This window comes from Stenotrophomonas sp. AC248, from assembly GCF_979258185.1.
In genome coordinates this window covers 1340413-1366657 of the sequence record NZ_OZ409840.1, presented here as the reverse complement: position 1 = coordinate 1366657, position 26245 = coordinate 1340413, and the positions used below count along the sequence as shown (strand labels likewise).

Sequence of the window (26245 nt, the reverse complement as noted above, 5' to 3'; positions counted from 1 at the left end):
CGTTGCCTGGAGCCGGCCAGCGGCCGGCACTACCGGGTTTCGTTCACCGGGCAACCGTCGGGATCTACAGCCGCACCAGCAGGTGCTTGGCCATCATCCCGTGCAGGCGGCCGATGCCGCGTGCCAGGTGCAGGGTGACGAACAGCAGCAGCACCCCGGCCACCGCCAGCAGCGGCGTGGCCCACATCGACAGCATCTGCTCGCCTTCGATGTAGATGCCCGGTATCTCACCGGTGAACAAGGCTGCGACCGGCGCCCAGATGAAGCTCAGCGAGATCGACAGCAAGGTCACCGCGATGGTGAAGTACACGATGCCCAGCGGCAGCATCAGCACGAAGTACAGCAGCGTCAGCCAGGTGCGGCCATCGGTGAACATGTCGCCCACCCGCTGCAGCCAGCTGCGGCTGCGGTCGGAATAGGTCGGCCGGCGCGGCATGCGCTCGCCCAGCAGTGCTTCCACCAGCCGCCCTTCCAGCAGTGACAGGCCGCGGACCGATCCGAAGAACAGCACGGTGATCGGAATGCCGATGATCAGCACCATCAACCCCAGCGACAGCGACAACCCGGTTACCACCCAGGTGAAGAAGAACGTGCCGGTAGCCAGCGACAGCAGCATGTAGAACAGCGCCCCATAAGTGCGTGCTTCCAGCGCTACGCCGAAGAACCGGGCCAGCGCCGAACGCGGCTTGGGCGTGGCAGGCGGCGGCGTGCCGATGCTTGCCGCGGCCGCCGCCCCACCGACAGTGCCAGTGGCCACCACGGCCCGGCGCAGCGGCGCGGCACCCGCGCTGGGCGTCCGCAGCGCGCGGTTCACGGTGATTTCGGTTTCGCGGTAGATGTCGGCCACTTCTTCGGGTGCGCCGTAACTGCTGGCGACGTCGGCGATCACCTCGGCCTCGCTGCGGCCGGGCTGGGCCGCCAGCTCGGAGCGCAGGTACTCTTCGGCGTCGTACAACGCGTCCTGCACCATCGCCGGGTCGGCGTCATGCAGGGCGGCGCGCAGCTGCGCCAGGTACTCGGGAATGGTGGTCGGCAAGGCCCGACCGGCCACGGACGCGATGTTCATTCAATTACCCCTTCCAGGACGGAATCGACGGAATCACGGGTAGCGCGCCACGCGGCGGTCCATTGCCGGAGCACCTCACGGCCCGTGTCATTGATGCGGTAGTAACGTCGCGGCGGACCGGCCATCGACGGTTCAACATGGCTTTCCAGCAACCCGGCCCCTTCCAGGTTGCGCAGCACCGGGTACAGCGCGCTCTGCTTGCCGCTCAGCACGCCTTCGCCGACCCGCTCCAGCTCCTTGGCGATCAGGTAGCCGTACAGCGGCTCGCCGGCCTTGGCCAGCACCGCCAGCAAGGCCAGCGAGACCGTGCCGGAGCTGAGCTCCTTCTGGAACTTCTTCAGGTAGGCATCGTGGTCGCTCATCGCGTTCTCCAACTAGCGTGGAGTCAACACTAGTGTGAAGTCCGGTATAGCGAATGTGCCCTTAGTCACCGTGCCGGTTGGGAGTCCGTCGGCCACCCGCCTGCCCGGCACAGCTCTCCGTCAACCGGCTTGCCTCTCTGGAAAGCGATTCCCTCTCCTGTCTGCCCTCGCCCACCTCGCTGTTGCTCCGGGAGTTCAGCGCTGCCTTCGTCAGCAACAGCGAGCGGGTTTCAAGCCTGCCGTATGGCAGCGAGCACCTGCGCGGCGGCCGGATCCGCCAAGGCGTGCCTGCCCTCTTCAAGGCGGCTGACCAACGCCTGCCGACGGGCGGCCCCCAGCGGCGAGTAGCGCCGGCTCACCCGAAGCCAGTTTTCCACCAGTTGCAGGTGCCAGGCACGCTCATCGGGGCGCTGCGGTACTGCGTCCAGCAGCAGATCGAGGTGCTGCCACAAGGGCAGCATCGGCAACTGTCCGAGCAGGCCAGACTGCGCCACGGGCGAAGGACCGTCGTGACAGAACGCCAAGAGCCGCGCCGGATCCAGTTCGGTGGCCCACAGTGCTGTCGCGCCCGCCAACAGCTGGTTCACGGTCCGTCCTGGCGCTTCCAGCGCCACACGCAAGAACGCCAGACTGGCGCCACCCTCGGCCCGTAGCCAGCCGCGTAGACAGTTGCGTTGATGACGCGCCGATACCTGGGGCAGCAGGGTGCGCAATCCATGCACATCGCCAGCCTCGGCATGATCGCCAAGAGCCTCCAATGCCTCGCGCCAGCGCCCGCGTGTACGGTGCTTGAGCTCGTCGCGCCACAATTGGATTGCAGAGGTAGCCTGACGCTGTTGAAGCAACCACGCCGCCAGCCTGCGCACGCTGCGCGAACGGTCGAACACAGCAGCGTCGATGCACGCATCGAGGCCAGGCGCTTCGCGTTTGACCAGCGCGCGCAGTGCCGCGCCACGTACCCTGCTCGAGGGGGCGGACAATGCGAGGACACATTGCGCTTCGACCTGTGCGGGCTCGCCGTGTTCCAGAAGATGGTCAAGCGCCAGATGCGAGACATGTGGATCACTGTCCAGCAGCGCGTGTGCGCGCAGTTCCGCCTGGTCCGGATGGATCTGCAGAGCGATGGCATAGGCCGCCAGCCGGGTTCGTGCATCGGTATGGCCCAAGAGCCCTTCCAGTACGACCTGAGCAGAGGGCGATGACAGCCAGGCGAACAAGGTTCCCTCAAGCCACTCCCGCTGCACGCGCTGCGCATCCCGCAAGCGGACTGCAATCGGCCAGGCCGCCAGCACGTGCTGCACCGAGCACTTCCCGAGGAGAGTCATCACCACCTCCTGTGCCACGACACGCACCTCGACCACCCAGTCATTGCAGCGGAGCAAGGCACAGGACAGGGTCAGATGGCCGGGCACCGAACGCATCATCCGGAGCGCAGCCTCGCGCGTGTGACCATTGCCATCGGAGCCCGCCAGGAACAGTGCCACCGCCTGCACCTCAACCGGCGCATCCGGACAGGCCTGCAGGCAGGCGAGCAGTCCATCATCGTTGGGGGCCCACCAACTGCGTCGACGCTCATCAAGATCGAACAGGCCCCGTGGCGGCAACGCCTGCAACCAGCACACGCGGTCCACACCTTCATCCACGACCCCCTTCAGGATCGGGTCGATCATCGCGCGCAGTGCGGCTTCGGGCGCTTCCAGGTGCGACATCACCATCGCGTGCTTCCATGGGGAGGATGACCATCGTGCCGCACACGCATTGATCGGGCCAGCACGCCACCGTGGCGCAGGCGCGCACTCTCGCGCAGAATCAGGACCTCGTTCATGTTCCGGGGATCCCATGCCACAGCATCGCCGCTTTGCCCTGACCGCCCTCGCCCTCGCCTGCCTGCTGCCCGCAGTGGCCAGCGCGGCCACACCCTACCGCAGCCCGCAGCAGATTCTGGATGCCTCCCCGGCCAGCGATTGGCGCACGCCGGACCCGGCCAATGTGCTGTACATGAACCTGCCGGCCGGGCGGGTCACGATCGAGTTGGCCCCGGCGTTCGCGCCCCAGCACGTGGCCAACATCCAGACGCTGGCGCACGAACATTTCTGGGATGGCGAGAGCATCTACCGGGCCCAGGACAACTTCGTGGTGCAGTTCGGCGATGCCGATGCCGACGATGCGGCCAAGGCCAAGCCCCTGGGCAGTGCCAAGCGCACGCTCCCGGCCGAGTTCCAGCGCGACAGCAAGGGGTTGAAGGTGAGCGTGCTGCCCGACCGTGACGGCTGGGCCGACCAGACCGGCTTCGTCGATGGCTTCCCGGTGGGCCAGGACCGGCAGGACGGGAAGACCTGGCTGGCGCACTGCTACGGCGCGCTGGGTGCCGGGCGCAGCAACGAGGAAGACAGCAGCATCGGGGCGGAGCTGTACGTGGTGACCGGGCAGTCGCCGCGCCAGCTCGACCGCAACATCACGGTGGTGGGCCGGGTGCTGCAGGGCATGGAGCTGCTGAGTGCGCTGCCGCGTGGGCCGGCGCCGATGGGGTTCTATGCCGACGCCGCGCAGCGCACGGCGATCCAGTCGATCCAGCGCGCCAGCGATGTGCCGGCGGCGCAACGGCCGAAGCTGGAGGTGCTGCGCACCGAGTCGAAGACGTTCGCCGATGTGGTGGAGGCACGCCGCAACCGGGTGGATGATTTCTACAAGCGCCCGGCGGGGCACATCGACCTGTGCAACATCGCGGTGCCGGTGCGGTAAGGGTGAGACAACCGACGCTTCGGCGTCTGGTTTTTCTGCGCTTGAGGCAGTCCGGTAGCCCTGCGCAGGACACGCCGTGAACCCATCCTTGGGGGCTCGTCCACAACATCCATGTTGTGGACGGTCCTGCGCAGGGCTACCGGCCTGCCTCTGGACAGATTGCGCGTGCGGTTGGGTAAGAGGCGTTGGTAGAGCCGACCGTTGGTCGGCTGCCCCTGCCCGCGAGCGCACGACCTACCGCTTCTGCGACGCCGCCACGCTACCCAGGATCAACGCACCGGCGACCACCATCGCCCCGGTCACCGCTTCGCCCAGGAACAACCAGGCAAACAGCGCGCCGAACATCGGGACCAGGTAGGTGACGGTCGAGGCGCGGGCCGGGCCGATGCGGGCGATGAGGCGGTAGAACATCAGGAACGCTAGGCCGGTGCACACCACGCCCAAGGCGATGGCGCAAACCCAGGACACCGTCGGGATCGGGCCGGTGGGCCAGTGGGTAAGCGCCATCGGCAGCAGCGCGATGGCGGCGCAGCCGAGGGTGGCCCCCGCGGATGCGGCGGGCGGCAAGCCGGTCATGTGCCGCTTCACCAGGTTCACCCCCAGGCCGTACAGCAGCGCGGCCAATGCGCCGGCGATGACCGCCGCGCCGATGCTCAGCCCCGACACCTTGGCGGTGGCCAGCACCACCACGCCAGCGAAGCCGACCAGCAGCGCGATGGCGCGGCGCATGCCGATCTTTTCGCCGAAGAACAGGAAGGCAATCAGCGCGGCGAACAGCACGGTCATGGCATTGCAGATCGCCCCGATCGCAGCCGGGGCGTGTTGCGCGGCCCAGGCGAACAGCACGAACGGGATCGCGGAGTTGATCACGCCGATGGGCGCCAACCACAGCCAGCGCCGTGCCGGGAACTGCGCGCGGGCTTGCCACAGGAACGGCAGCAGCACGAGCGCGCCCAGCAGCAGCCGCACTTCCACCAGCGCATAGGGGCCGAAGCTGGGCACCGCCACGCGCATGAACAGGAACGAGCAGCCCCAGATCGCGCCCAACACGGTCAGTTCCAGCGGGGTGCGCCAGTCGCGTTCGACCACGGCGCTGGCCAGCGGTGCGCCGCTCATGGACGCACCCCGGACAACAGGCAGATGCGTGGCTGAATGGCGGTCGCGGACGGCAACATGGGGGCGGCTCCAGGGGACAGGGGCACAGCATCCGCCTACCGGAAGGGGCCCACAAGCGCGTAGTATCCGGGCAAGCCACAAATCTCATTTGGGTCTCGTCCATGATCCTGCGCCCTGCCCTGCTGCCCGCGCTGGGGGTCTTCGCGGTCGCCGCGCGCCACCAGAATTTCGCCCATGCCGCCGAAGAGCTGCACCTGACCGCCAGTGCGGTCAGCCACCACGTGCGCAAGCTGGAAGTGCTGCTGGGCACGGTGCTGTTCCAGCGCCACGCGCGCGGGGTGCGGTTGACCGCCGAAGGCCGCCAGCTGGCCGATGCCGCCGCCGCGGCGTTGAGCGATCTCAACGCGGTGGCCGGCAACCTGCATCCCCAGGCCGACATCGTGCCGCTGCGGGTGACCACCATCCGCTCGCTGTCGTACTGCTGGCTGGTGCCCCGGTTGGCCCGCTTCACCGCCCAGTACCCGCAGGTGCGCATCGAACTGCAGACCAGCACCGAGCTGGTGCGCTTCGACGAGGCCGGGCCGGAACTGGGCATCCGCTACGGGCTGGGGCAATGGCCCGGCCTGCGCGCGCATCACCTGATGGACGACGAGCTATGCCCGGTCGCGTCGCCCGCGTTGGCCGGCGTGGCGGCCCTGCGCGAACCGGCGCAGATCGCGGCGTTGCCCCTGATCAGCGACATGTCGCCGCAGGGCTGGCGCGACTGGTTCCGCGCCGCCGGGGTGCGCGGTCTGGAACTGCCGTCGGTGCATTCATTCAGCGACAGCACCGACGCGATGCGCGCGGCGGTGTATGGCATCGGCGCGGTGCTGGCGCGCAAGCACATCGCCCAGCCGTATCTGCAACGCTATGAACTGGTGCGGTTGCCCGGCCCGGCCCTGAAGGCGCGCTATGCCTATTACGTGGTGCATGCCGAACACCGCCCGCTCAGCCCTACCGCGGTGGCCTTCATGGATTGGCTCAAACGCGAAGCGCTGGATGAGCGCACACCGATACCGGCGCTGCCGGATGAACTGCTGGGCCGGCCCGCATTGTCCGGTGCGCGGTAGCGCCCATCCTCACCCGGCCTTGTCCACGCGCTGGCTAGGCTGGAGTTCCTTTCCCCCAAGGCGTGTTCCATGGCCCTGTTGCGACTCAGAATTACCGGCAGCGATGACGACGCGCGTGCCATCACCGACCTGCTGCAGAGCATCGAAGGCATCGAGCATGTCGAAGAAACCGACGACCTGATGCCGCACATGGACGATGACGATTCCAGTTCGGCCGGCCTGTCCGACGACATCGGCCCGGGCATCCACGAGCTGGAAGTGGAGGTGGGTAATGCGCTCGCCGCCCAGCGCGTGCGCGATGCGGTGCAGGAACTGGCGTTGGAGCTGGACGTGTTCGTGGAATACGAACACGACGAAGGCTGATGGCTGCGCGGTGCCGGGTTTGACCGGCACCGCGCCTTGCCGCGTCAGCTGGCCCGTGCGGCCAGGCGGCGCTTGCGGCGGCGCCACAGCACGCTGCCGATCCAAGCGAACACCCAGGCCACCACGGCCCACGGCAGCAACGCCGACAGCGCGCGGATCAGGAAGGCCACGCTGGTGGTCAGCACGGCGCCGGACTCGCTCAGCGCTTCACCGATCTGGCTGCGGCTGCGCTGCCCGGACGGGGTGTGGAACTGCATCGTCACCAGCTGCGTGTCGATACGGCGGTGCTGCTGGGCCGCCTCCTTGTTGGCCTGCTCGACCCCGGCCTCGATTTCCGACAGGCGCTGGGTGATGGTGAGCAGGTCGGCGAGCTTGATGTCCTTGCTGTCCTGGTAGGCCAGCAGCCGCTCGTGTTCCTTCTGCAGGCGCGCCTTGGTCAGTGCGGTATCGGCCACCTGCTGGGCGAGGTCTTCGGCATGGGTGTTGCGCGAGGCCACCTCACCGCCCTGCCCGGCCAGCCCGATCAGCGGCTCAACCCCCTTGGGCGCGATCCGCACCTTGACCGAACCGCTGGGGTATTCGCCGCCCTGCTGGCCCACCTGCAGGACCGCGCAGTCACCGAACCGCGCGGACTGGCACGCCTCGGCGATCTGCTTCACGCGCGGGGCGATACCGGCCGCGTCCAGGGTGATGTCCAGATCGTGTTCGTAGGCCAGCATCGCGCCTTCCGGCGATGCCAGTGCACCGGCGCCCGCGTCGGCGGCCGCTTCGCCGTGCTTCTGGGCCGCGCAGCCGGCCAGCCCGAGCACCAGCATCCCTGCCCATGCACCCTTGGGGTGCCACATCGTCCGTTTCATTTATTTGCTTGCTCCGTCGAAGCGATTGATCGTGAGCCCGTCCAGGTCCACCCCGGGCAGGCAACGTACGTTCACCGCCACCATCCTGCTTCCACTGCGGGGGTCCACGCCCTCGCTGAACGGGGCGGTGCCACAGGTACGGCAATGGTGGTGTTCCAGGTGGTGCTGGTTGAACTGGTAGGTGGCCACGTCGGCCGGATCGGTGGTCAGCCGCAGCGCCTCGCGCGGGCCGAACCACAGCAGGCCACCGCGGCGACGGCACAGCGAACAGTTGCAGTCCAGGGCCTCGGTGATCGGCTCGGCCGCCTCGACCACGAACGCGATCTGCCCGCAATGGCAGCTCCCTTCGTACTGCATGGCGCACCCTCCGGCTGGGAAAGGGCCATGGTAATCCAATGGCACGGGCGCGGCCGGGCGCGGGGGCCTATGCTCGGCGATTGACCACAGCACAGGATCGCCGATGCGCCAGCATCTTCTCGCCCTCGCCCTGATCGCCGCCCTCGGCGGCTGCCAGCAGGCTGACGCCCCGCCCGCGGCACCCGGTACGCCGGCCGCCGCTGCCCCCGCTGGCGACGCCGCCGTGGACGCCGCCTTCGCCGACCTGTCCAAGCGCGCGCTGGATACCTGGATGCAGCTGTCGCCGATCAGCGCCACCCAGATCGGCGACCACCGCTACGATGCGGAGATCGACGACCTGAGCGCCGCCGGCCAGCAGAAGATGTTGACGGCCTACAAGGGCCTTGTCGCCGACCTGGACCGCATCGACGTCAGCAAGCTGTCGCGCGAGAACCAGGTGGACGCGGCGATCCTGCGCAACCAGCTGCAGTCGGAAATCTGGAGCGCCGAGGTGCTGCAGTCGTCCAAGTGGGATCCGCAGATCTACAACGGCGTTGCAGGCAGCGCGATCTACGGCCTGATGGCACGCGAGTTCGCACCGCTGCCCGAGCGCCTGAAGTCGGCCACCGCGCGCATGGAGAAGCTGCCGCAGATCTTTGCCCAGGCCCGTGAGAACCTGGACCCGGCCCGCGTGCCGAAGATCCATGCCGAGACCGTGGCCAAGCAGAACCGCGGCATCCTGAGCATCGTCGATACCTTCATCACCCCGCACATCGGCGAGCTGCCGGCCGAAGACGGCAAGCGCCTGCAGGCGGCCATCGATGGCTTGAAGAAGGCCGTTGAAGAGCAGCAGACCTGGCTGGACAAGACCCTGGTGCCGAATGCCAAGGGCGACTTCCGCATCGGTGCGGAGCTGTACGACCAGAAGCTGAAGTTCGCCTTGAACTCGTCGCTGTCGCGCGCCGAGATCGGTGAGCGCGCGCGCGCCGAACTCAAGCGCGTGCGCCAGGACATGTACGGCATCGCGCAGACCGTGCTCAAGGACAAGCCGGGTGCCCCGGCACTGCCGGCCAACCCGAGCGACGAACAGCAGCAGGCCGCGATCGAAGCAGCGCTGGAGCTGGCCTACGCCGACAAGCCGGCCCGCGACAAGGTGGTCGACGATGCCAAGGCCGCGCTGGCGCAGTCCACCGAGTTCGTGCGCAAGCATGACCTGATGACCCTGCCCGATTCGCCAGTGGACATCATCCTGATGCCGGAGTTCCAGCGCGGCGTGGCCGTGGCCTACTGCGATTCGCCGGGCCCGCTGGACAAGAACCTGAAGACCTTCTACGCGGTCTCGCCGATTCCCGACGACTGGAACGACAAGCAGGTCGACTCGTTCCTGCGCGAATACAACAGCCGCATGATCCACCTGCTGAGCATCCATGAAGGCACGCCGGGCCATTACCTGGAAGGCTGGCATTCGGGCAAGTTCCCGTCCACGCTCCGCGCGGTGCTGCGTTCGGGCCTGTTCGCCGAAGGCTGGGCGGTGTACACCGAGCGGATGATGCAGGAGCAGGGTTACCTGGACAACGATCCGCTGTTCCACCTTGTGCAGCTGAAGTTCTACCTGCGCACCATTTCCAACGCGATCCTGGACCAGGGCGTGCACGTGGACAACTGGACGCGTGAGCAGGCGATGCAGCTGATGACCCACGATGCCTTCCAGCAGGAAAGCGAAGCGTCGGGCAAGTGGGTGCGTGCACAGCTGACCTCGGCCCAGCTGCCGACCTACTTCGTCGGTGCGCAGGAACACTTCGACACCCGCAAGGCCGTGCAGGACAAGCAGGGCGCGAAGTTCAACCTGAAGGCCTACCACGACCAGATGCTGTCCTACGGCGCCCCGCCGGTGCGCTTCGCGCGCCAGCTGATGCTGGACCAGCCGATCGAGTAAACCCGCCTGGTTCCTCGTCAGACAGGCAACGGCCCGGTGCGAACCGGGCCATTTTTTTGTGTGGTTTCGTAGAGCCGGAGCAGCCGACTGACAGTCGGCTCTACCCCCCCCCCGGCAGCGTCGGCATCGGTTAGGCGTCGGCGGCGACGAAGCCGCCGGTCTGGCGCGCCCACAAGCGCGCGTACAGGCCGCCGGCCGCGATCAACTCAGCGTGCGTGCCGGTTTCCACGATGCGCCCCTGGTCCATTACCACCAGCCGGTCCATGCGCGCGATGGTCGACAGACGGTGCGCGATGGCAATCACCGTCTTGCCCGCCATCAGCTCGTCCAGATTGTCCTGGATGGCCGCTTCCACTTCCGAGTCCAGCGCCGAGGTCGCCTCGTCCAGCACCAGGATCGGCGCGTCCTTGAGCAGCACGCGTGCGATTGCGATGCGCTGGCGCTGGCCACCGGACAGCTTCACCCCGCGCTCGCCCACGTGCGCGTCGTAGCCCTGGCGGCCTTCGCCATCACGCAGGGTGTCGATGAATGCTTCCGCACGCGCCTTGGCCACGGCGGCGCGCAGCTGCGCGTCGGTGGCGTCGGGGCGGCCGTACAGCAGGTTGTCGCGGATCGAGCGATGCAGCAGCGAGGTGTCCTGGGTCACCACGCCGATCTGCCGGCGCAGGCTTTCCTGGGTGACGCTGGCGATGTCCTGGCCGTCGATGCGGATCTGCCCGCTTTCCAGGTCATACAGACGCAGCAGCACGTTCACCAACGTGGACTTGCCCGCACCCGACGGCCCGACCAGGCCGATCTTCTCGCCCGGCTTCACGTCCAGGTCCAGCCCGGCGATCACCCCGCCGGTCTTGCCGTAGTGGAAGTGGATGTGGTCGAAATGCACCCCACCCTGCGTCACCTGCAGCGCGGTCGCGTCGTCGCGATCCTGCACGGTCAACGGCTGGGAAATGGTGGTGATGCCGTCCTGCACCGTGCCGATGTCCTCGAAGATCCCGTTGATGGTCCACATGATCCAGCCGGACATGTTGTGGATGCGGATCACCAGCCCCGTTGCCAGGGTGATGGCGCCCACGCTGATGTGCCCGCCATTCCACAGCCACAGCGCCAGGCCGCAGGTGCCGGCGATCAGGAAACCGTTGACGATGGCGATGGTCAGGTCCATGCCGGTGGTCACCCGGGTCTGTCGGCGGTGCTTGGCCGCCAGCTCGTCGATCGCCTCGGCCACATACGCCTGCTCGCGCCCGCCGTGGGCGAACAGCTTCAACGTGGGGATGTTGGTGTAGCCGTCCACGATCCGGCCCATTGCCTTGGAGCGCGCTTCGGAGGCGATCCAGGCACGTTCCTTCGCACGCGGCACGAAGTACCACATGATCACCACGTAGGCGGCCATCCACAGCAGCAGCGGAATCATCAGCCGCCAGTCGGCCTGCGCGAACAGGTACAGCGCCGTGCCGGTGTACACCACGATGTACCAGAGCGAATCGACCATCTGCACGGCCGATTCGCGCAGCGAGGTACCGGTCTGCATCACCCGGTTGGCCATGCTGCCGGCGAAATCGTTCTGGAAGAAGCTCAGGCTCTGCCGCACCACGTAGTTGTGCATCAGCCAGCGCGAGCGATTGCTCAGCCCCGGCACGATGGCCTGGTTGACCAGCAGGTTGTGCAGCCCCATCAGCACCGGGCGCAGCAGCACGGTGATGACCACCATCCACAGCAACTCGTTGGCGTGGCGCTGGAAGAACCCGGCACCGGGTTGTTCGGCCACCATGTCCACGATGCGGCCGAGGAAGTCGAACATCGCCACTTCCACCAGCGCCAGCAGCAGCCCGGCAATCAGCGTGGCCAGCAGCACCGGCCACACCGGGCGCAGGTAGTGGATGTAGAACGGCACGACCTTGCGCGGTGGCATGCGCCCGTCGATGGGCGGAAAAACCGGAATCAGCGACTCGAACCAGCGGAACATTCCATTACCCCGAAGCAAAGCAGGCCGCGATTATCCCACCGCGGCCTGCTGCATGCCTTTACCTGCAGCTCACGCCGCGCGTGCGGTTCAGCCCTTGACGTCGGTCTTGATCGGCACCAGCAGCAGATCCTGGAAATCGAAGCTGAAATCGGTCAACGACGAGATGGCCTGCATGCGCACATCGCGGACCTTGCCGTCCGGGTCCAGGCTGAAGGTGACGAAGGCATCGGCGTTGAGCGAGCGGTCGTCCCAGCGCACGATGAAGGTGTCGTGCTGCCAGTGCTCCAGTTTGCCCACCAGCTGCGCGGTCCTGCCGAAGCGCAGGCGCAGTTTGCCCGCGCTCTGCTCGACGAAGACGTCGCCATACCACGCGTCGCGGTAGCCGCCCGCGTAGCTTGCGAGCGGCAGCGAGGGCGTGGATTTCGCGTCGCGTGCGGCCTGGTGGGTGGCCCAGCCTTCATCGGCCTTGTCCTGCGCCTTGGCCACGGCCGCGGCATAGGCCGCCACCCAGTCGGTCTGCGGTGCACTCAGGTAGGCGTCCAGCACGTCCATGGTGATGGCGTTGAAGGCCGCGCCCACTTCCTGGTTGGTCAGCACCACGATGCCCAGCTTCTGTTCGGGCACCAGCGTCACCCGCGACACCATGCCCGGCCAGCCGCCGGTATGCCAGACCAGTTTCTGGCCGCGGTAGTCGCTCAGGCTCCAGCCTTCGCCATAGCCGGCGAAGTTCGGGCGCGCGGCCGCCAGCTGCGGCACGCTCGGTTCGGGTACCACCTGGGGGGTGATCATCTGCCACATGCCCTGCTGGCTTTTTGCGCTGAACAGCGCCGTGCCGTTTTCCAGCGTGCCGTGGGCCAGCTGCACGTTCATCCAGCGCGCCATGTCATGCACGCTGGAATAGATGCCGCCCGCACCGGCGTTGTTGGACCAGGTCAGCGGCGCCACCGTGCGCAGGGCCTTGAAGTCGTACTTGGCATGGCCAACGGCGGCGTTGTCGCCCGGCTGCAGGTGGTCGGCGTTGTAGCGGGTGCCGGCCATGCCAACCGGGGTGAAGATGTGCTGCTGCAGGAAATCGGCGTAGGACTGCCCGGACACCTGCTCGATCACCTGCTGGGCCACTGCATACAGGATGTTGTCGTACGCGTAGCGGTCACGGAAACCGGCCTTCAGCGGCACCTTGGCCAGGCGAGCGACCACTTCCTGGTTGCTGTAGGTCGTGGTCGGCCAGAACAGCAGGTCGCCCGCGCCCAGGCTGAGCCCGCTGCGGTGCGAGAGCAGGTCGCGGATGCGCATTTCGCCGGTGACGTAGGCGTCGGACATGCGGAACCCGGGCAGGTGGTCGATCACCCGGTCGTCCATCTTCAGCTTGCCCTGCTCGGCCAGCAGGTTCAGCGCGGTGGCGGTGAACGCCTTGGTGTTGGAGGCGATGGCGAACAGGGTATCGGCCTGCACCGGTGCCGGCTTGCCCAGCTCGCGCACGCCGTAGCCGCGCTCGAATACCACCTGGCCATCCTTGACCACCGCCACCGCGATGCCGGGTACGTCGAATGTGCTGCGCGCACGCTCGACCGTGGCGTCCAGCCGCTGCAGTTCGGCCGGCACTGCCGCCGATGCCAAAGGTGCGCATGCCAGCAGCACAACGCCTCCGATCCAGGATGTGTTCAAGCAGTGTCTCCAGTTGCGTGTCGCGGGGGCGTTGAGGCGCGCAGGCGCGCCTTGGGCCGGGTTTCGCACGATGGTAACGCGGGGGCGCTCAGGCTCGCCTGTGCCAGAAGGCGGACCGCCCCGGAGCCCTGTATGACCGCGCCTGCCGACACCGTATCCACCGTCATTCCCTGCCTGCGCTATCGCGATGCGCACGCCGCCATTGCCTGGCTGCAGCGCGCGTTCGGCTTCGAGCCGCAGGCGGTGTATGCCGATGGCGACGTCGTGCACCACGCGCAGCTGGTGTACGGCCACGGCATGATCATGCTCGGCTCGGTCGACAACGCCAGCGAGTGGGGGCGCTACAGCGTGCACCCCGACGAGGTGGACGGCCGCCAGACCCAGAGTGCCTGCGTGATCGTGGCCGACCCGGATGCGCACTACGCGCGCGCCGTGGCCGCTGGCGCGCAGGTGGTGATGGACATCGCCGACCAGGCCTATGGCGGCCGCGGCTACGCGTGCCGCGACCTGGAAGGCTACCTGTGGTGGTTCGGCAGTTACGACCCGTGGCGCGCCCACGCGGGCGACACATGACGGCGGCAGGACGCATCCGTACCGGCATCGGCGGCTGGGTGTTTCCGGGTTGGCGCGGCGGAACCTTCTATCCGGCCGGCCTGGCGCAACGCGAAGAGCTGGCGCACGCGAGCCGGGCGCTGGGCTGCATCGAGATCAACAGCACCTTCTACCGGGCACAGAAGCCGGCCATCTACACGCAGTGGCGCGAGCAGACGCCGCCCGGGTTCCGTTTTTCGGCCAAGGCGCCCCGCACCGTCACCCAGACCCATGACCTGACGACGGTAGGCGCGCGTGCGGAGGCCTTCATCGACGGCATCGTCGCGCTGGGCGATCGGCTCGGACCGCTGGTGTGGCAGTTCGGCGACACCCATCCGGCGGGCGCGCAGGAGTTCGACCGGTTCCTGGCGCAGCTGCCGCGCACGGCCGACGGGCGCGCGTTGCAGCACGCGCTGGAGGTGCGCAACCCGGCCGCGTGGAGCGCGGAACTGGTGGCGGTGGCGCGCGCGCACAACGCCGCGCTGGTCTTCAGCGGCTCCAACGACTACCCGAGCTTTGCCGACCCCACCGCGGACTTCGTCTACGCGCGGCTGATGCATGCGCGCGCGAACCTGCGTGCTGGCTACCCGGAGCGCGCATTGGAACAGTGGTGCCTGCGGGCGATGCGCTGGGCCCGCGGCGAGGACAATCCGGACCTGCCGCATGTAGCCGCCGAAGCGCCGACCTCGGGCCCGCGCGAGGTGTACATGCTGTTCATTGGTGCGGCCAAGCAGCGCAATCCCGGCGCGGCGATGGCGTTGCGCGACCAGTTGGCGCGCGTAGGCGCCACGTAGAGCCGACCGTTGGTCGGCTGCCATTGCGCCCGGCGTCAAACCCGTATCGACCAACGGTCGATACCTACCGCACGGTGCGTGATCGCGCGCCCATCCGCATGTCGATCCGCCACAGCAACGCGGCCAGGGCCACGAAGGCCAGCCCCACCACGGCCGCGTTGCGTGCCACGCCCACCGCACCCAGCGCCGCCAGATCCAGGAACGGATACGGGTACTGCCCGCTCCATCGCCCCACCAGCAGCGCCCAGCCGAGGTAGAGCGCCGGGAACAGCAGCACGCCGCCCAGCTGGCGCCAGCGCAGCTGTCCATGCGGTCCGGCCAGCCAGCCCAGCAGGTACAGCACGGGCACCACGTAGTGCAGGCCGGTGTCGGCCCACCAGTGCAGGCCCTGCGGGTGCCACAGCGTGCGCAGCACCAGCACGTAGACCAGGCCGGTGATGCCGATGTACACCGCCACCGCGGCGCTGGGTGCCGGGGCGGCCATGCCGCCGGTGCGTCCCCGCAGGCGCGCCAGACAGACGGCAGCCACGCCGATGTTGCTGAGAATGGTGAAGTAGCCCAGCAGCCGCAGCAGTGCCTGACCGCTGCCGGCGGTGGCCCCCACCGAGGCCAGCAGCACCGCGTACTGCAGCGTGATCGCGGCGACGGCGACGACGGCGGTCAGGCCGGCCCACGCGCGCGCCCTGGCGGACGGCACGGCAGGTGCGGCGGCGGGCGGACGCGGGGCGTGGACATGGGGCTGCATGTGCGCAGGATGCCATGCCAGGTGCCGCGCGGTTGTCGCGGTCGGCCGCGGCTTGCCGCACAATATCGCGATGCCGATGACCGATACCCGCCGCGCGCTGCTGCAAATCCATTTCTGTGTGCTGCTGTGGGGCATTACCGCCATCCTCGGCAAGCTGATCACCCTGCCCGCGCTGCCACTGGTGTGGTGGCGGATGCTGCTGGTGGTGGCGATGCTGGCCGTGCTGCCGCGGGTCTGGCGCGGCCTGCGCCAGTTGTCACCGGCGCTGTTTGCCGGCTACTGCGGGGTCGGCGCGCTGGTCGCGCTGCACTGGCTGACCTTCTACGGCGCGGTGAAGCTGGCCAACGCATCGGTGGCCGCCACCTGCATCGCACTGGCCCCGGTCTTCACCGCGGTGATCGAACCGTGGGTGGCCAAGCGGCCGTTCCAGCTGCGCGAACTGGCCTTCGGCATCGCCGTGCTGCCGGGCGTGGCGCTGGTGGTGGGTGGCGTGCCGCATGGCATGCGCCTGGGGGTCTTGATCGGGGCGCTGTCGGCGCTGCTGGTGGCGGTGTTCGGGTCGCTCAACAAGCGTCTTGTGAGCCATGCCGACCCGCTCACGGTGACGGCGCTGGAACTGGGTGCCGGTACCGTCACCCTGACCCTGTTGGCACCGCTGCTGCCCTTCCTGCTGCCGCCGCTGGCCGGCCCGTTGTGGGTAGTGCCCAGCCTGCACGACGGCGTGCTGCTGCTGGTGCTGGCCGGGGTCTGCACCCTACTGCCGTTTGCGCTGGCCCTGGTCGCGCTGCGCCATATCAGCGCCTACACCTCGCAGCTGGTGACCAACCTGGAGCCGGTGTACGCGATCCTGCTGGCGATGGTGCTGCTCAGCGAGCAGCGTGAACTGACCCCGGTGTTCTACGTCGGCGTGGCCATCATCGTCGGCGCGGTGTTCCTGCACCCGTTGTTGAACCGGCGCAAGCGGGTGCAACACCCGGAGATCCTGGGCACGGCCGAGGCGCACAACGTCGTCGATTGAACGCCGCATCGTGCCGACCGACGGTAGCCATCTACCGCGACGGCCAGTGCCAGGCGGGTGCGTCCAGCAGCCCCTGTCCCATCACCTCGGTTCGGCTGAACGGTTTGTGCAGCCCGATGGTGTGGCAGGCCGGTGCCTCCTGCAGCGCCGCGATCAGCCGGCTGGCGTGCGACACCACCCACAGCTGGCTGCGTGCACTGGTCGCGATGATCAGCCGCGCCAGCGCGGGCAGCAGGTCCGGGTGCAGGCTGGTTTCCGGTTCGTTGAGCACCATCAACGGTGGCGGTCGCGGCGTATGCAACGCGGCGACCAGCAGCAGGTAACGCAGCGTGCCGTCGGACAGTTCCGTTGCCGCCAAGGGCCGCAACAGACCTGGCTGTAGAAACTTGAGCGCCAGGCGTCCTTCGTGTGCGTCGATGTGCACCTGTGCGCCCGGGAAGGCGTCGTCCACCGCACGCGCCAGCGCAGGCGCGTCGCCGATTTCCAGGATGGTCTGCCAGGCGGCCGCCAGGTCGTGGCCATCGTGGCTGAGCACCGGGGTGCGGATCGCCAGCGTGGGCTGCCGTGCCGGCGCGCCGCTGTCGGTGCGGAAATGATCGTGGAAGCGCCAGCGCCGGATGTACTCGCGCAGCTGCATCACTTCCGGCATGCGCTGGGGGTCGGCCAGCTGGGTGAAAAAGCTGTCGAAGGCCGACAGCGGTTCGTCCAGCCCTTCCCAGCCGTGGCCGCTGCGGCGCCGCACGCGCGCGCCACGGCGCTCCACCAGCAGCGTGCTGCTGCGCAGGAACGGCCCGGCCCAGATGCACTCGGACTTGATCTGCGGCTCCAGATCGAACATCGACTGGCTGGGCACGGGCAACCCCAGGTCGATGGCATAGCCGAACGTCTCGGCGGCGAAGCCCAGCCGCAGCGACACCGGCTGCGTGCGCGCCGTGCCCTGTACCGGGACCTCGCCCTGGCGCATGCGCCGGTCGATCTGCTCGGGGCCGGCCCACAGCGCCGAGCCCAGCCCGCCCTCGCGGGCCAGGGCCGCGGCGACCCCGCCCTGCGCGGTCTCCGCCAACAGCCGCAGCGCGCGGTACAGGCTGGACTTGCCGCTGCCATTGTCGCCGGTGACCAGGTTCAGGCGCTCCATCGGCACCACCAGCTGGTGCAGGGAGCGGTAGTTGGCAATGGCAAGGGTCTGCAGCATGCGCAGGGCTCGGCGTGGAGGGCCTGGCAGTCTGCGGCAGCGCGTTCGCAGGCGGTGCGACGCGCCTAGTCCGCGCGCACCACCCGGTTGCGGCCTTCGTGCTTGGCCCGGTACAGCGCCGCGTCGGCACGTGCCAGGGTCTGGTCCACGCCGTCGCCATGGCGATGCGCGGCCACCCCGATGCTGATCGTCAACGGAATGCCCAGCGGCAGGTCGGCCACGGCCATGCGCAGGAAGTCGCACTGCAGCTCGGCGGTGCCGAGCGTGGTGTCGGGCATCAGCACCACGAACTCTTCGCCCCCGTAACGTGCCGCCAGGCCCTGCCCGGCGAAATGCGCGCGCAGCAGGCGCGACAGTTCGGCCAGCACGTGGTCGCCGGTGGCGTGGCCGTACAGGTCGTTGACGTTCTTGAAATGGTCGATGTCCAGCAGTGCCACCGCGGTCTGCCGCGGCTGTCCGTCCGCATCGGTGACCGCCGCTTCCAGCGCCAGGCTCATCGCCCGCCGGTTGGGCAGCCCGGTCAGTGGATCGGTGCGGCTCTGCTCGGCCAGGTCGGCGTTCTGCTGTTCGAGCAGGGCGTTGTATTCGGACAGGCGTTGTTCGTACCAGGCCCGGTCACGCATGTGCTGCTGGATCTCATACGCGTAGCGGCGCAGCTCCATCACCAGCGACACCTGGCGCGACAGCGCCACCAGCGCCTGGGCCTGGTCGGGCCGCAGGTGCCCCGGGTTGGCGTCGAACACGCACAGCGTGCCCAGCGGCAGGCCATCGAAACTGAGCAGCGGCGCGCCGGCATAGAAGCGGATATGCGGGTCGTCGACCACCACCGGGTTGTCGAAGAACCGCGGGTCCTGCCGTGCGTCTTCCACCACCATGACCTGGTCAGGCTGCAGGATGGCATGCCCGCAGAAGGAGATATCGCGCGAGGTTTCCGTGGCGTCCAGCGCCTGGCGGGCCTTGAACCACTGGCGGTCGCGGTCGACCAGGGTCACCGCCCCCATGCGGGTGCCGCACAATGCCGTGGCAATGGTGACCAGATCCTCGAAGGACCGCTCTTTGGCGGTATCCAGGATCTGGTAGCGCTGCAGCGCCAGCAGGCGCTGCTCTTCGTTGTCCGGCAGGGACGGCTTGATCATCGGCGGCAGGCAGGCGGGTTGTGCCTGCGCAGTCTAGCCGGACGGCCAGCTCACCGCGTGATGCGCGTCCTTACCATTCCAGCTGCTTGGGCAGCAGGCCCTTGAGCTCGGCGTCGGTCAGGTTGCGCCACTGGCCCGGCTTGAGGGCGCCCAGCTTGATGTTGTCGATGCGCACGCGGCGCAGCTGGGTGACGCGGAAGCCGAAGGCCGCGGCCATCAGGCGGATCTGCCGGTTCAGGCCCTGCTGCAGGGTGATCCGGAAGCCGAACTTGGCCAGCTTGCTGGTGCGGCACGGCAGCGTGGTTTCGTCGTGGATGCGGACACCGCGGGCCATGCCACGCAGGAACTCGTCGGTGACCGGCTTGTTGACCGCCACCATGTATTCCTTCTGGTGGCCGTTCTCGGCGCGCAGGATCTGGTTGACGATGTTGCCGTTGCTGGTCAGCAGGATCAGGCCTTCGGAATCCTTGTCCAGGCGGCCGATCGGGAAGATCCGCTGCTCGTGGCCGACGAACTCGACGATGTTGCCCTTGACCGTGCTTTCGGTGGTGCAGGTGATGCCGACCGGCTTGTTCAGCGCGATGTAGACGTGTTTGCGGCCGCCGGCCTTCTTGGCTTCGCGGGCACGCAGCGGCTGGCCGTCGACCAGCACCACGTCACCCTCGCCGACCACCGCACCGGTACCGGCCGGGTGGCCGTTGACGGTGACGCGGCGTTCGCCGATCAGGCGGTCGGCTTCACGCCGGGAACAGAAGCCGGTTTCGGCGATGTGTTTGTTGAGTCGGATTGTCATCGGCCCATTATCCGGCAAACCCGGCCCGCGCAGGGCGCCGGCTGTTCACACACGCAGCGGCGCGTCGGCCGGGGCGGCCTGGTCGGCGTCGAATACCTGGTTGCGGCCGGCCCGCTTGGCGCAGTACATGGCGTGGTCGGCGCGGCGCAGCAGCGAGGTCAGGTCGTCGCCGTCCCCGCGCAGCACGGCCAGGCCGATGCTTCCCGACACCTCCAACCCCGGCACGGCCAGCACCCGGGTCACCGCCTGCACCTGCTGGCGCACGGTTTCCAGGCGGGCGAAGGCGCTGGCACGGTTGGCGCCCGGTAGCAGCACCAGGAACTCCTCACCGCCCATGCGGATCACATCATCGTGGTTGCGCACCGAATCGCGCAGCTGGCGCGCCACCGCCACCAGCACCTGGTCGCCCACGGCATGGCCGAACTGGTCGTTGATGTCCTTGAACAGGTCGATGTCCAGGAACCCGATCGCCAGCGGTTGTTCGTCCTGGACGGCACGTTCCAGGTAGTGGGCCAGCTTGCGCAGGCCGGCGCGTCGGTTCGGCAGGCCGGTCAGGGCATCGGTATCCGCCAGCTGGCGCAGTTCGTCGCGCTGCTGGCGCAGCCGGCCCAGGCGCAGGTTGAGCGCGTAGGCGGCCATCATCAGGAACCAGGTCGTACCCAGCTGCAGCGACTCGATCCGGTAGGCCACCAGCCACTGCGCGTGCAGCGCATCGGCCATGATCATGATCCACCACGGCAGCAGCGCGCTCAGCCCGGCCAGCGCATAGCGGTCGCGGTGCAGCACGCCCCAGCTGCCGGCCGCCAGGCAGGCTACGCAGCCCAGCACGAACAACGCTTCCAGTCCGGCGGCCACGCCCGGCAACACCGCAAAGTGCATCCAGGGCACGCCCAGACCCAGCGCGAACAAGCCCCACAGCAGCACATGCTGGGCCGGCCGTGACCCTGGCCAGCGGCGGTCGCCGCCACACAGGCGCCACAGCACCGGCAGCAGCACTGCCTCGGTGAACGCGGTCAGCGACACCAGCCACCACGAGGCCCGGTTCTCGACCGGCAACCACGGCTCGGGATACCCGCTCAGCCCGCCCAGCACGGCCTGCCACAGCACCAGCAGCAGGCAGATGGCCACGTAGATCAGGAACGAGCGGTCCTTGGTGGTCACATAGCCCATCAGCGCCGACAGCGCCAAGGCAATGGCCACCGCCACGCAGGCCGCGCGCACCAGCAGCCGGGCGGTGTCGTCCTGCTGCACCGGGCTGGGCGCGCCCAGCTGCACGGTGGGAATCCAGCGGGGTTTGATCGGCGCGGCCCACGACACCACGATCGGTTCGTGATCGCCGGCAGTGGGCACCACCACCATGCCCACCCCGGCCCGGAAGCGGGAATCACGGGTGCGCGCATCATGCATGCTGCCGCAGATCTGGCGGTCACCGTGGCTGATCCGCACCTCGCCGGCCAGCACCCCGAACACGTCCACCGCCTGCGGCTCACCGGACCAGCCGCCCGCGGGCGCGGGCACGTGCAGCACCTGCTGGTGGCGGGCCAGCACTTCGGCAGTGCAGGCGCGCTGGGGGGTGCGTTCAGCCGTAGCGGCGCCCAGCAGCAGCACGTCGGTGCCCACCCGGGTGGTGGCGGCGAGCACGGTGTCGGCGGCCGCCCAGGCCGGCAGCAACAGCAGGGCCAGCAGTACCTGCACTGCGCCCCATTCCATCCACCTGCCGCGCCATCCCCTCACACCCTGCCCCAACCTCGATGCCGCCACGCAGGTCGCGCGCCGCCCCTGGCGGGGATTATCGCCCGAACCTGGCGCTTTCACGCAGCCCATCGCCGCGGGCGGCGCGGGCCATTGGTCTCATGGCAGGCCCGGCCGGCCCTCCGAGGGCAACGCGCTGCGCCCCGGCCACAGCGCCGGCTGGGTCATCCGCTCCAGCGCCATCGGTCGCTCGATCGCATACCCCTGCAGCCCGTCCACCCCCAGCACCTGCAGCTGTTCGGCCACCTCGGTCGATTCCACCCATTCGGCAATCACGGTCATGTGCAGCTCACGGCCAATCTCGGTGATCGCGCGCACCGCCGCGCGGCTGACCGGATCGATGTCCATGTCGCGCACGAATACACCGTCGATCTTGAGCATGTCCGCCGGCAGCTGGCGCAGGTAGCCGAACGAGGACAGCCCCGAGCCGAAGTCATCCAGCGCTACCTGGCAGCCCCGCGCCTTGACCGCTTCGATGAAGCTGCGCGCCTGGGCCAGGCTGCTGATGGCGGCGGTCTCGGTGACCTCGAAGCAGAGCTTGCGCGCCAGCCCGCGGTTGCGTTCCAGCAGGTCGCAGACGAAGGCCAGGAAACTCGGCTCGGCAATCGACTGCGCCGACACGTTGACGTTGCACAGGCCCAGCCGCTGCACGTGCGCCGGGCACACCTGCAGGTGGCGGAACAGCAGCCCCAGCACGTGCCGGTCCAGTGCCATGCCCATGCCATAGCGCTCCACGGCCGGCATGAACTCACCGGGGGCCTGCAGTACCCCGTCGGGGTTGCGCATGCGTACCAGCACTTCGTAATGCAGGAAGCCCGGATCGCCGACGCGCTCGATGCGCTGCGCATACAACAGCATGCGGTTCTCGGCGATGGCACTGGTCACCCGCGCCAGGCGTTCGGCTTCCTGCCGGCGCTCGTCCAGCGCCATGCGGCTTTCGTTGTAGCAGTGCACGCGGTTGCGCCCGGCTTCCTTGGCGGCATAGCAGGCACTGTCGGCCGCACTCATCAGCCAGTTGACGTCCACCGCCTCGCGGGTGACCTCCACCACGCCGACGCTGCAACTGACCCGCAGGCTGCCGTCGCCATGCTGGAAGTTGGCCTGGCCCAGCGAACGCACGATCCGCTGCAGCACCTGCTTGGCCTCTTCCTGGGCCGCATTGGCCAGGAACAGCGCGAACTCGTCGCCGCCCAGCCGCCCTACCCAGTCACCCTCGCGCACCGACCCCACCAGGTAATCGGCGAAGTTGCGCAGCAACTGGTCGCCCGCGGCGTGGCCCAGCCCGTCGTTGACCAGCTTGAAATAGTCCAGGTCGATGTAGCACAGGCTGTGCACGCCGCCATGGTTGCGCACGTCGATCAGGGCCTGCTCCAGCAGGCGTTCGATCTCGCGCCGGTTGATCAGCCCGGTCAACGGATCGTGGCTGGCGTGGTGTTCCACCTCGCGGGCCAGCGCATGGTTCTGCGACACGTCTTCCACGATGGCGAACACCGACACCTCGCGGCCGGCCGTGCGCACCAGCGTGCCGCTCCAGCGGCCCCACATCAGCCCGCCATCGGCGCGCCGGAAGCGCAGCTCGGCCGGGCGCAGCTGGCGCCCCCAGTCGATCTGGCCCGCGTCGTCGAGCACCAGTTCGCCCTCGGCCACCAGGTCCTGGATGGACAGCCCGAGCAGCGCATCGCGCGAGTAGCCCAGGATGTCGGCCATGGCCTGGTTGACCTCCATGACGCCACCGGTCTGGTCGAATTTGAGCATGCCCACCGTGGCCTGGTAGAAGGCCGCACGGAAGCGGCTTTCCTGTTCCAGCAGATCGTGCCGCACCCGTCGCGACAGCATCACGGCCACGAGGGTGATCAACAGCACCGACAATCCGCCCACCAGCAAGGTGGTGATGCGCACGATCGAGGCCGTGCGCTGCAGCGACATCGAAAAGGCCTTGGCACGGGCCTGCAGGTCACGATCCAGGGCCTGCAGCTGGTCCAGCAACAGCGCCTGGGTCACCGGTTCCACGTCGCGGCGGGCGTGGAGGACCTGCGCCGCGCCGACCAGGCCGGCCAGCTCCAGCAACGGGGCGTCGGTCTGTCGCCACAGCCGCACCGCGTCCTTGAAATAGCCCAGGTGGCCCAGGTACCGGAACGACAGGATCAGGCGGTTGATGTCACCTGGCGCGTTGCCGCCGGCCAGGAACCCGCGCCGGGCCCGGGCCAGGTCGGCGTCGTCCTGCTCCAGCGCGCGCCGCGCGTCCAGGTCGCCCAACGGCACGGTCAGCGCCTGGCGGGCTTCAGCCAAGTCACGCGGTCGACCGTGGTTGATATAGCGGCTGAGCGCGAAGCTGGCCTGCTGCTGGCTCCGCGACCAGTGGCTCTGCCCCACGATCCACGCGGTGGACGCGGCCTGCAGCTCCTGGATCAGCGCGGAAATGCCCACCAGGCCAATCGCCATGCCGGTCAGCAGGACGAAGCGCAGGGTCAATCCCCGCGTGAGATACGGTACCGCTGTTGCACCAACATCCCTGCCAGTTGCCAGCATCGCGGATCCCCCCGGAGCCGTGGAGTGGGTGGTGTATCGAGCCCATCAACCTTCAGGCTAGATCGGGGGATGTTGAAACGGTGCGAAACCGAGCGGCGGCGCGTTGCGGCATTTCCGCCCCCCGGAAACGACAACGCCAGCCCGAAGGCTGGCGTTGTCTGGATCGCGTGGGCGATCAGCCGTTGCGCGGACCGCGCGGCTTGAAGCCGTCGCGACGCGGCGGGCGATCATTGCCGCCCGGGCCGCCCGGACCACGATGGCCACCCGGACCACCCGGACCACGCGGCTTGCCACCGAACTTCGGCTTGAAGGCCGGGCGCGCCGACGGGGTCAGGTCTTCACCCGGCTCGACCTTGCGCATCTGAAGCTGCTGGCCCGAAACCCACACCTTCTTGAGGTGGGTCAGCAGGTCCTGCGGCATTTCGGCCGGCAGGTCCAGCACCGAGAAGTCGTCGTGGATGTCGATGCGGCCGATGAAGCGGCTTTCCAGCCCGGCTTCATTGGCGATCGCGCCGACGATGTTGCCCGGCTTGACGCCGTGCACATGGCCCACTTCGATGCGGAAGGTTTCCATGCCCGGCTCGGCGGCACCGCGCGGGGCGATGTCACGGCGCGGGGCGCGTTCGAAGCCGCCGTCGCTGTTGCCGAAGTCGCCTTCCGGACGCGGCGGACGCGGGCCGCGGTCGTCTTCACGACGCGGGCCACGCTCGAAGCGCGGCTCGAAACGGGCCGGACGCTCGCCACGGTCGTTGCTGCGCTCGTTGCGCTGGTGCGGGGCACGCTCTTCACGGGCACCACGGACCGGCGGGGTCAGCAGGAACGGCGAGTCGCCCTGCAGCAGCTTGGCCAGCGCGGCGGCGATCTCGATGGCCGGCACGTTCTTCTCGCCTTCCAGGCGCTGCAGCAGGTCGCGGTAGAACTCGGTGCCGCCGGCATCGAGCACATCGCTGATGCGGCTCATGAACTTGGTGATGCGGGTGTCGTTGACCGCGTCCACGCTCGGCAGCTGCATCTCTTCGATGGGCTGGCGGGTGGCGCGCTCGATGGCACGCAGCATGCCCTTTTCACGCGGGGTGGCGAACAGGATCGCGTCACCGGTGCGGCCGGCACGACCGGTACGGCCGATGCGGTGCACGTAGCTTTCGGTGTCGTACGGGATGTCGTAGTTCAGCACGTGGCTGATGCGCTCCACGTCCAGACCACGGGCGGCCACGTCGGTGGCCACCAGGATGTCCAGCTTGCCTTCCTTCAGCATGCCGATGGTGCGCTCGCGCTGGGCCTGCTGCATGTCGCCGTTGATGGCGGCCGCGGCCAGGCCACGCGCCTGCAGCTTCTCGGCCAGCTCTTCGGTGGCCGCCTTGGTACGCGAGAAGATGATCATCGCGTCGAACGGTTCCACTTCCAGGATGCGGGTCAGCGCGTCCAGCTTGTGCATGCCGCTCACCCACCAGTAGCGCTGGCGGATGTTGGCCGAGGTCGTCGTCTTGCTGACGATGGTCACTTCGGCCGGGTTCTTCAGGTAGGTCTGCGCGATGCGGCGGATCTGCGACGGCATGGTGGCCGAGAACAGGGCGACCTGGCGGGTCTCCGGCAGCTTCTTCAGCACGGCTTCGACGTCGTCGATGAAGCCCATGCGCAGCATTTCATCGGCTTCGTCCAGCACCAGCGTCTTCAGCTCGGACAGGTCCAGGGTGCCGCGCTCGAGGTGATCGATCACGCGGCCCGGGGTGCCGACGATGACGTGCACGCCACGGCGCAGGGCCTGCAGCTGCTGGCCGTAGGGCTGGCCGCCGTACACCGGCAGCACGCGGAAGCCGGGGATGCCCGACGAATAGGTCTGGAACGCCTCGGCGACCTGGATGGCCAGTTCGCGGGTGGGCGCCAGCACCAGCACCTGCGGCTTGGTCTGGTTGAAATCGAGGTTGGACAGCACCGGCAGCGCGAAGGCGGCGGTCTTGCCGGTACCGGTCTGGGCCTGGCCGAGCACGTCGCGGCCTTCCAGCATCGCCGGGATCGTGGCAGCCTGGATGGGCGACGGGGTTTCGTAACCGACGGTGGCAACGGCCTGCATCACAGCGTCGGACAGGCCGAGGTCTGCGAACAGCAGCGGCGCGGAGGTTTCTTGGGACATGGGGAACTCCAAAGCACTGCCGTTGAGGAGGCAGTGAGATAAAAAAGGG

The 26245-nt window shown here is 68.4% G+C and carries 22 protein-coding genes; 7 read left to right on the top strand and 15 right to left on the bottom strand.

The genetic code is table 11. The annotated features are described in order from the left end of the window. Positions 1-64 precede the first annotated feature (64 nt). From ACZ0AE_RS06260 to ACZ0AE_RS06250, 3 genes are all read right to left on the bottom strand, one after another. Complete coding sequence (locus ACZ0AE_RS06260) at positions 65-1066, bottom strand: sensor domain-containing protein (protein ID WP_313425822.1); 1002 nt, start codon at positions 1064-1066, stop codon at positions 65-67. Next, complete coding sequence (locus ACZ0AE_RS06255; protein WP_038689494.1) at positions 1063-1428, bottom strand: PadR family transcriptional regulator; 366 nt, start codon at positions 1426-1428, stop codon at positions 1063-1065. Before ACZ0AE_RS06255 ends, ACZ0AE_RS06260 begins: the two co-directional genes overlap by 4 nt. Before the next feature lie 230 nt (positions 1429-1658). After that, a complete protein-coding gene (locus ACZ0AE_RS06250) occupies positions 1659-3143 on the bottom strand; it encodes a hypothetical protein (protein ID WP_463600645.1) in 1485 nt (494 codons plus the stop codon). Positions 3144-3267: 124 nt separating this feature from the next. On the opposite strand from ACZ0AE_RS06250, the gene ACZ0AE_RS06245 reads away from it, so the two are divergent. After that, entirely contained in the window at positions 3268-4170 is a 903-nt protein-coding gene (locus ACZ0AE_RS06245; protein WP_463600644.1) for a peptidylprolyl isomerase, read from the top strand. 234 nt (positions 4171-4404) lie between these two features. On the opposite strand, the gene ACZ0AE_RS06240 is transcribed toward ACZ0AE_RS06245, so the two are convergent. Then, complete coding sequence (locus tag ACZ0AE_RS06240; protein ID WP_463600643.1) at positions 4405-5286, bottom strand: DMT family transporter; 882 nt, start codon at positions 5284-5286, stop codon at positions 4405-4407. A 161-nt stretch (positions 5287-5447) separates the two neighbouring features. On the opposite strand from ACZ0AE_RS06240, the gene ACZ0AE_RS06235 reads away from it, so the two are divergent. Both ACZ0AE_RS06235 and ACZ0AE_RS06230 read left to right on the top strand, forming a co-directional pair. Then, positions 5448-6395 (top strand): LysR substrate-binding domain-containing protein, encoded by a 948-nt coding sequence (locus ACZ0AE_RS06235; protein WP_463600642.1) that lies wholly within the window; start codon positions 5448-5450, stop codon positions 6393-6395. Between the two features lie 69 nt (positions 6396-6464). Continuing rightward, a complete protein-coding gene (locus ACZ0AE_RS06230; RefSeq protein WP_038689504.1) occupies positions 6465-6758 on the top strand; it encodes a hypothetical protein in 294 nt (97 codons plus the stop codon). Positions 6759-6802: 44 nt separating this feature from the next. Here the strand turns inward: ACZ0AE_RS06230 and ACZ0AE_RS06225 are convergent, their stop codons facing one another. Continuing rightward, on the bottom strand, positions 6803-7615 hold the full coding sequence (locus tag ACZ0AE_RS06225) for a DUF4349 domain-containing protein (protein ID WP_455898844.1): 813 nt from the start codon (positions 7613-7615) through the stop codon (positions 6803-6805). Beyond that, a complete protein-coding gene (locus tag ACZ0AE_RS06220; RefSeq protein ID WP_038689509.1) occupies positions 7616-7972 on the bottom strand; it encodes a GFA family protein in 357 nt (118 codons plus the stop codon). It lies immediately after the preceding gene. A 103-nt stretch (positions 7973-8075) separates the two neighbouring features. Between ACZ0AE_RS06220 and ACZ0AE_RS06215 the strand changes: the two genes are divergently transcribed. After that, positions 8076-9887: a DUF885 domain-containing protein gene (locus ACZ0AE_RS06215; protein WP_038689511.1), complete on the top strand. Its 1812-nt coding sequence runs from the start codon at positions 8076-8078 to the stop codon at positions 9885-9887. A gap of 130 nt (positions 9888-10017) precedes the next feature. On the opposite strand, the gene smrA is transcribed toward ACZ0AE_RS06215, so the two are convergent. Both smrA and ACZ0AE_RS06205 read right to left on the bottom strand, forming a co-directional pair. Continuing rightward, entirely contained in the window at positions 10018-11850 is a 1833-nt protein-coding gene (smrA, locus tag ACZ0AE_RS06210) for a multidrug efflux ABC transporter SmrA (protein WP_463600641.1), read from the bottom strand. 87 nt (positions 11851-11937) lie between these two features. Continuing rightward, positions 11938-13515, bottom strand: coding sequence for a serine hydrolase (locus ACZ0AE_RS06205; protein WP_448133294.1), 1578 nt, complete (start codon positions 13513-13515; stop codon positions 11938-11940). 132 nt (positions 13516-13647) lie between these two features. Between ACZ0AE_RS06205 and ACZ0AE_RS06200 the strand changes: the two genes are divergently transcribed. Further along, positions 13648-14088, top strand: a complete 441-nt coding sequence (locus tag ACZ0AE_RS06200) for a VOC family protein (protein ID WP_463600640.1) — start codon at positions 13648-13650, stop codon at positions 14086-14088. Next, positions 14085-14900 carry a DUF72 domain-containing protein gene (locus tag ACZ0AE_RS06195; RefSeq protein ID WP_448133293.1) on the top strand — a complete coding sequence of 272 codons (816 nt, stop codon included), beginning with the start codon at positions 14085-14087 and terminating at the stop codon, positions 14898-14900. Before ACZ0AE_RS06200 ends, ACZ0AE_RS06195 begins: the two co-directional genes overlap by 4 nt. A 64-nt stretch (positions 14901-14964) precedes the next feature. On the opposite strand, the gene ACZ0AE_RS06190 is transcribed toward ACZ0AE_RS06195, so the two are convergent. Further along, positions 14965-15645, bottom strand: coding sequence for a Pr6Pr family membrane protein (locus ACZ0AE_RS06190; RefSeq protein WP_051598865.1), 681 nt, complete (start codon positions 15643-15645; stop codon positions 14965-14967). 70 nt (positions 15646-15715) lie between these two features. Between ACZ0AE_RS06190 and ACZ0AE_RS06185 the strand changes: the two genes are divergently transcribed. Next, positions 15716-16663 (top strand): DMT family transporter, encoded by a 948-nt coding sequence (locus ACZ0AE_RS06185; RefSeq protein ID WP_141058815.1) that lies wholly within the window; start codon positions 15716-15718, stop codon positions 16661-16663. 31 nt (positions 16664-16694) lie between these two features. Here ACZ0AE_RS06185 and ACZ0AE_RS06180 read toward each other — a convergent pair whose 3' ends face one another. From ACZ0AE_RS06180 to ACZ0AE_RS06155, 6 genes are all read right to left on the bottom strand, one after another. Then, positions 16695-17855 (bottom strand): AAA family ATPase, encoded by a 1161-nt coding sequence (locus tag ACZ0AE_RS06180; protein ID WP_463600639.1) that lies wholly within the window; start codon positions 17853-17855, stop codon positions 16695-16697. A gap of 65 nt (positions 17856-17920) precedes the next feature. Then, the gene (locus ACZ0AE_RS06175; protein ID WP_447592653.1) at positions 17921-18991 is read right to left on the bottom strand and encodes a sensor domain-containing diguanylate cyclase; all 1071 of its coding nucleotides are present in this window, start codon (positions 18989-18991) and stop codon (positions 17921-17923) included. Positions 18992-19061: 70 nt separating this feature from the next. Beyond that, a complete protein-coding gene (locus tag ACZ0AE_RS06170; protein ID WP_038689523.1) occupies positions 19062-19784 on the bottom strand; it encodes a pseudouridine synthase in 723 nt (240 codons plus the stop codon). Positions 19785-19829: 45 nt separating this feature from the next. Beyond that, positions 19830-21494 carry a sensor domain-containing diguanylate cyclase gene (locus ACZ0AE_RS06165; RefSeq protein ID WP_038689525.1) on the bottom strand — a complete coding sequence of 555 codons (1665 nt, stop codon included), beginning with the start codon at positions 21492-21494 and terminating at the stop codon, positions 19830-19832. Between the two features lie 141 nt (positions 21495-21635). Beyond that, complete coding sequence (locus ACZ0AE_RS06160) at positions 21636-24065, bottom strand: putative bifunctional diguanylate cyclase/phosphodiesterase (protein WP_038689526.1); 2430 nt, start codon at positions 24063-24065, stop codon at positions 21636-21638. Between the two features lie 175 nt (positions 24066-24240). Continuing rightward, on the bottom strand, positions 24241-26196 hold the full coding sequence (locus ACZ0AE_RS06155; protein ID WP_137188966.1) for a DEAD/DEAH box helicase: 1956 nt from the start codon (positions 26194-26196) through the stop codon (positions 24241-24243). Between the last annotated feature and the right edge of the window lie 49 nt (positions 26197-26245).

What these genes read in the sequence shown, in the direction of transcription:
- ACZ0AE_RS06260 (WP_313425822.1), bottom strand. Translation starts at nt 1,066, where the DNA reads ATGAACATCGCGTCCGTGGCCGGTCGGGCCTTGCCGACCACCATTCCC.
- ACZ0AE_RS06255 (WP_038689494.1), bottom strand. Translation starts at nt 1,428, where the DNA reads ATGAGCGACCACGATGCCTACCTGAAGAAGTTCCAGAAGGAGCTCAGC.
- ACZ0AE_RS06250 (WP_463600645.1), bottom strand. Translation starts at nt 3,143, where the DNA reads ATGGTGATGTCGCACCTGGAAGCGCCCGAAGCCGCACTGCGCGCGATG.
- ACZ0AE_RS06245 (WP_463600644.1), top strand. Translation starts at nt 3,268, where the DNA reads ATGCCACAGCATCGCCGCTTTGCCCTGACCGCCCTCGCCCTCGCCTGC.
- ACZ0AE_RS06240 (WP_463600643.1), bottom strand. Translation starts at nt 5,286, where the DNA reads ATGAGCGGCGCACCGCTGGCCAGCGCCGTGGTCGAACGCGACTGGCGC.
- ACZ0AE_RS06235 (WP_463600642.1), top strand. Translation starts at nt 5,448, where the DNA reads ATGATCCTGCGCCCTGCCCTGCTGCCCGCGCTGGGGGTCTTCGCGGTC.
- ACZ0AE_RS06230 (WP_038689504.1), top strand. Translation starts at nt 6,465, where the DNA reads ATGGCCCTGTTGCGACTCAGAATTACCGGCAGCGATGACGACGCGCGT.
- ACZ0AE_RS06225 (WP_455898844.1), bottom strand. Translation starts at nt 7,615, where the DNA reads ATGAAACGGACGATGTGGCACCCCAAGGGTGCATGGGCAGGGATGCTG.
- ACZ0AE_RS06220 (WP_038689509.1), bottom strand. Translation starts at nt 7,972, where the DNA reads ATGCAGTACGAAGGGAGCTGCCATTGCGGGCAGATCGCGTTCGTGGTC.
- ACZ0AE_RS06215 (WP_038689511.1), top strand. Translation starts at nt 8,076, where the DNA reads ATGCGCCAGCATCTTCTCGCCCTCGCCCTGATCGCCGCCCTCGGCGGC.
- smrA (WP_463600641.1), bottom strand. Translation starts at nt 11,850, where the DNA reads ATGTTCCGCTGGTTCGAGTCGCTGATTCCGGTTTTTCCGCCCATCGAC.
- ACZ0AE_RS06200 (WP_463600640.1), top strand. Translation starts at nt 13,648, where the DNA reads ATGACCGCGCCTGCCGACACCGTATCCACCGTCATTCCCTGCCTGCGC.
- ACZ0AE_RS06195 (WP_448133293.1), top strand. Translation starts at nt 14,085, where the DNA reads ATGACGGCGGCAGGACGCATCCGTACCGGCATCGGCGGCTGGGTGTTT.
- ACZ0AE_RS06190 (WP_051598865.1), bottom strand. Translation starts at nt 15,645, where the DNA reads ATGCAGCCCCATGTCCACGCCCCGCGTCCGCCCGCCGCCGCACCTGCC.
- ACZ0AE_RS06185 (WP_141058815.1), top strand. Translation starts at nt 15,716, where the DNA reads ATGCCGATGACCGATACCCGCCGCGCGCTGCTGCAAATCCATTTCTGT.
- ACZ0AE_RS06180 (WP_463600639.1), bottom strand. Translation starts at nt 17,855, where the DNA reads ATGCTGCAGACCCTTGCCATTGCCAACTACCGCTCCCTGCACCAGCTG.
- ACZ0AE_RS06175 (WP_447592653.1), bottom strand. Translation starts at nt 18,991, where the DNA reads ATGATCAAGCCGTCCCTGCCGGACAACGAAGAGCAGCGCCTGCTGGCG.
- ACZ0AE_RS06170 (WP_038689523.1), bottom strand. Translation starts at nt 19,784, where the DNA reads ATGACAATCCGACTCAACAAACACATCGCCGAAACCGGCTTCTGTTCC.
- ACZ0AE_RS06165 (WP_038689525.1), bottom strand. Translation starts at nt 21,494, where the DNA reads ATGGAATGGGGCGCAGTGCAGGTACTGCTGGCCCTGCTGTTGCTGCCG.
- ACZ0AE_RS06160 (WP_038689526.1), bottom strand. Translation starts at nt 24,065, where the DNA reads ATGCTGGCAACTGGCAGGGATGTTGGTGCAACAGCGGTACCGTATCTC.
- ACZ0AE_RS06155 (WP_137188966.1), bottom strand. Translation starts at nt 26,196, where the DNA reads ATGTCCCAAGAAACCTCCGCGCCGCTGCTGTTCGCAGACCTCGGCCTG.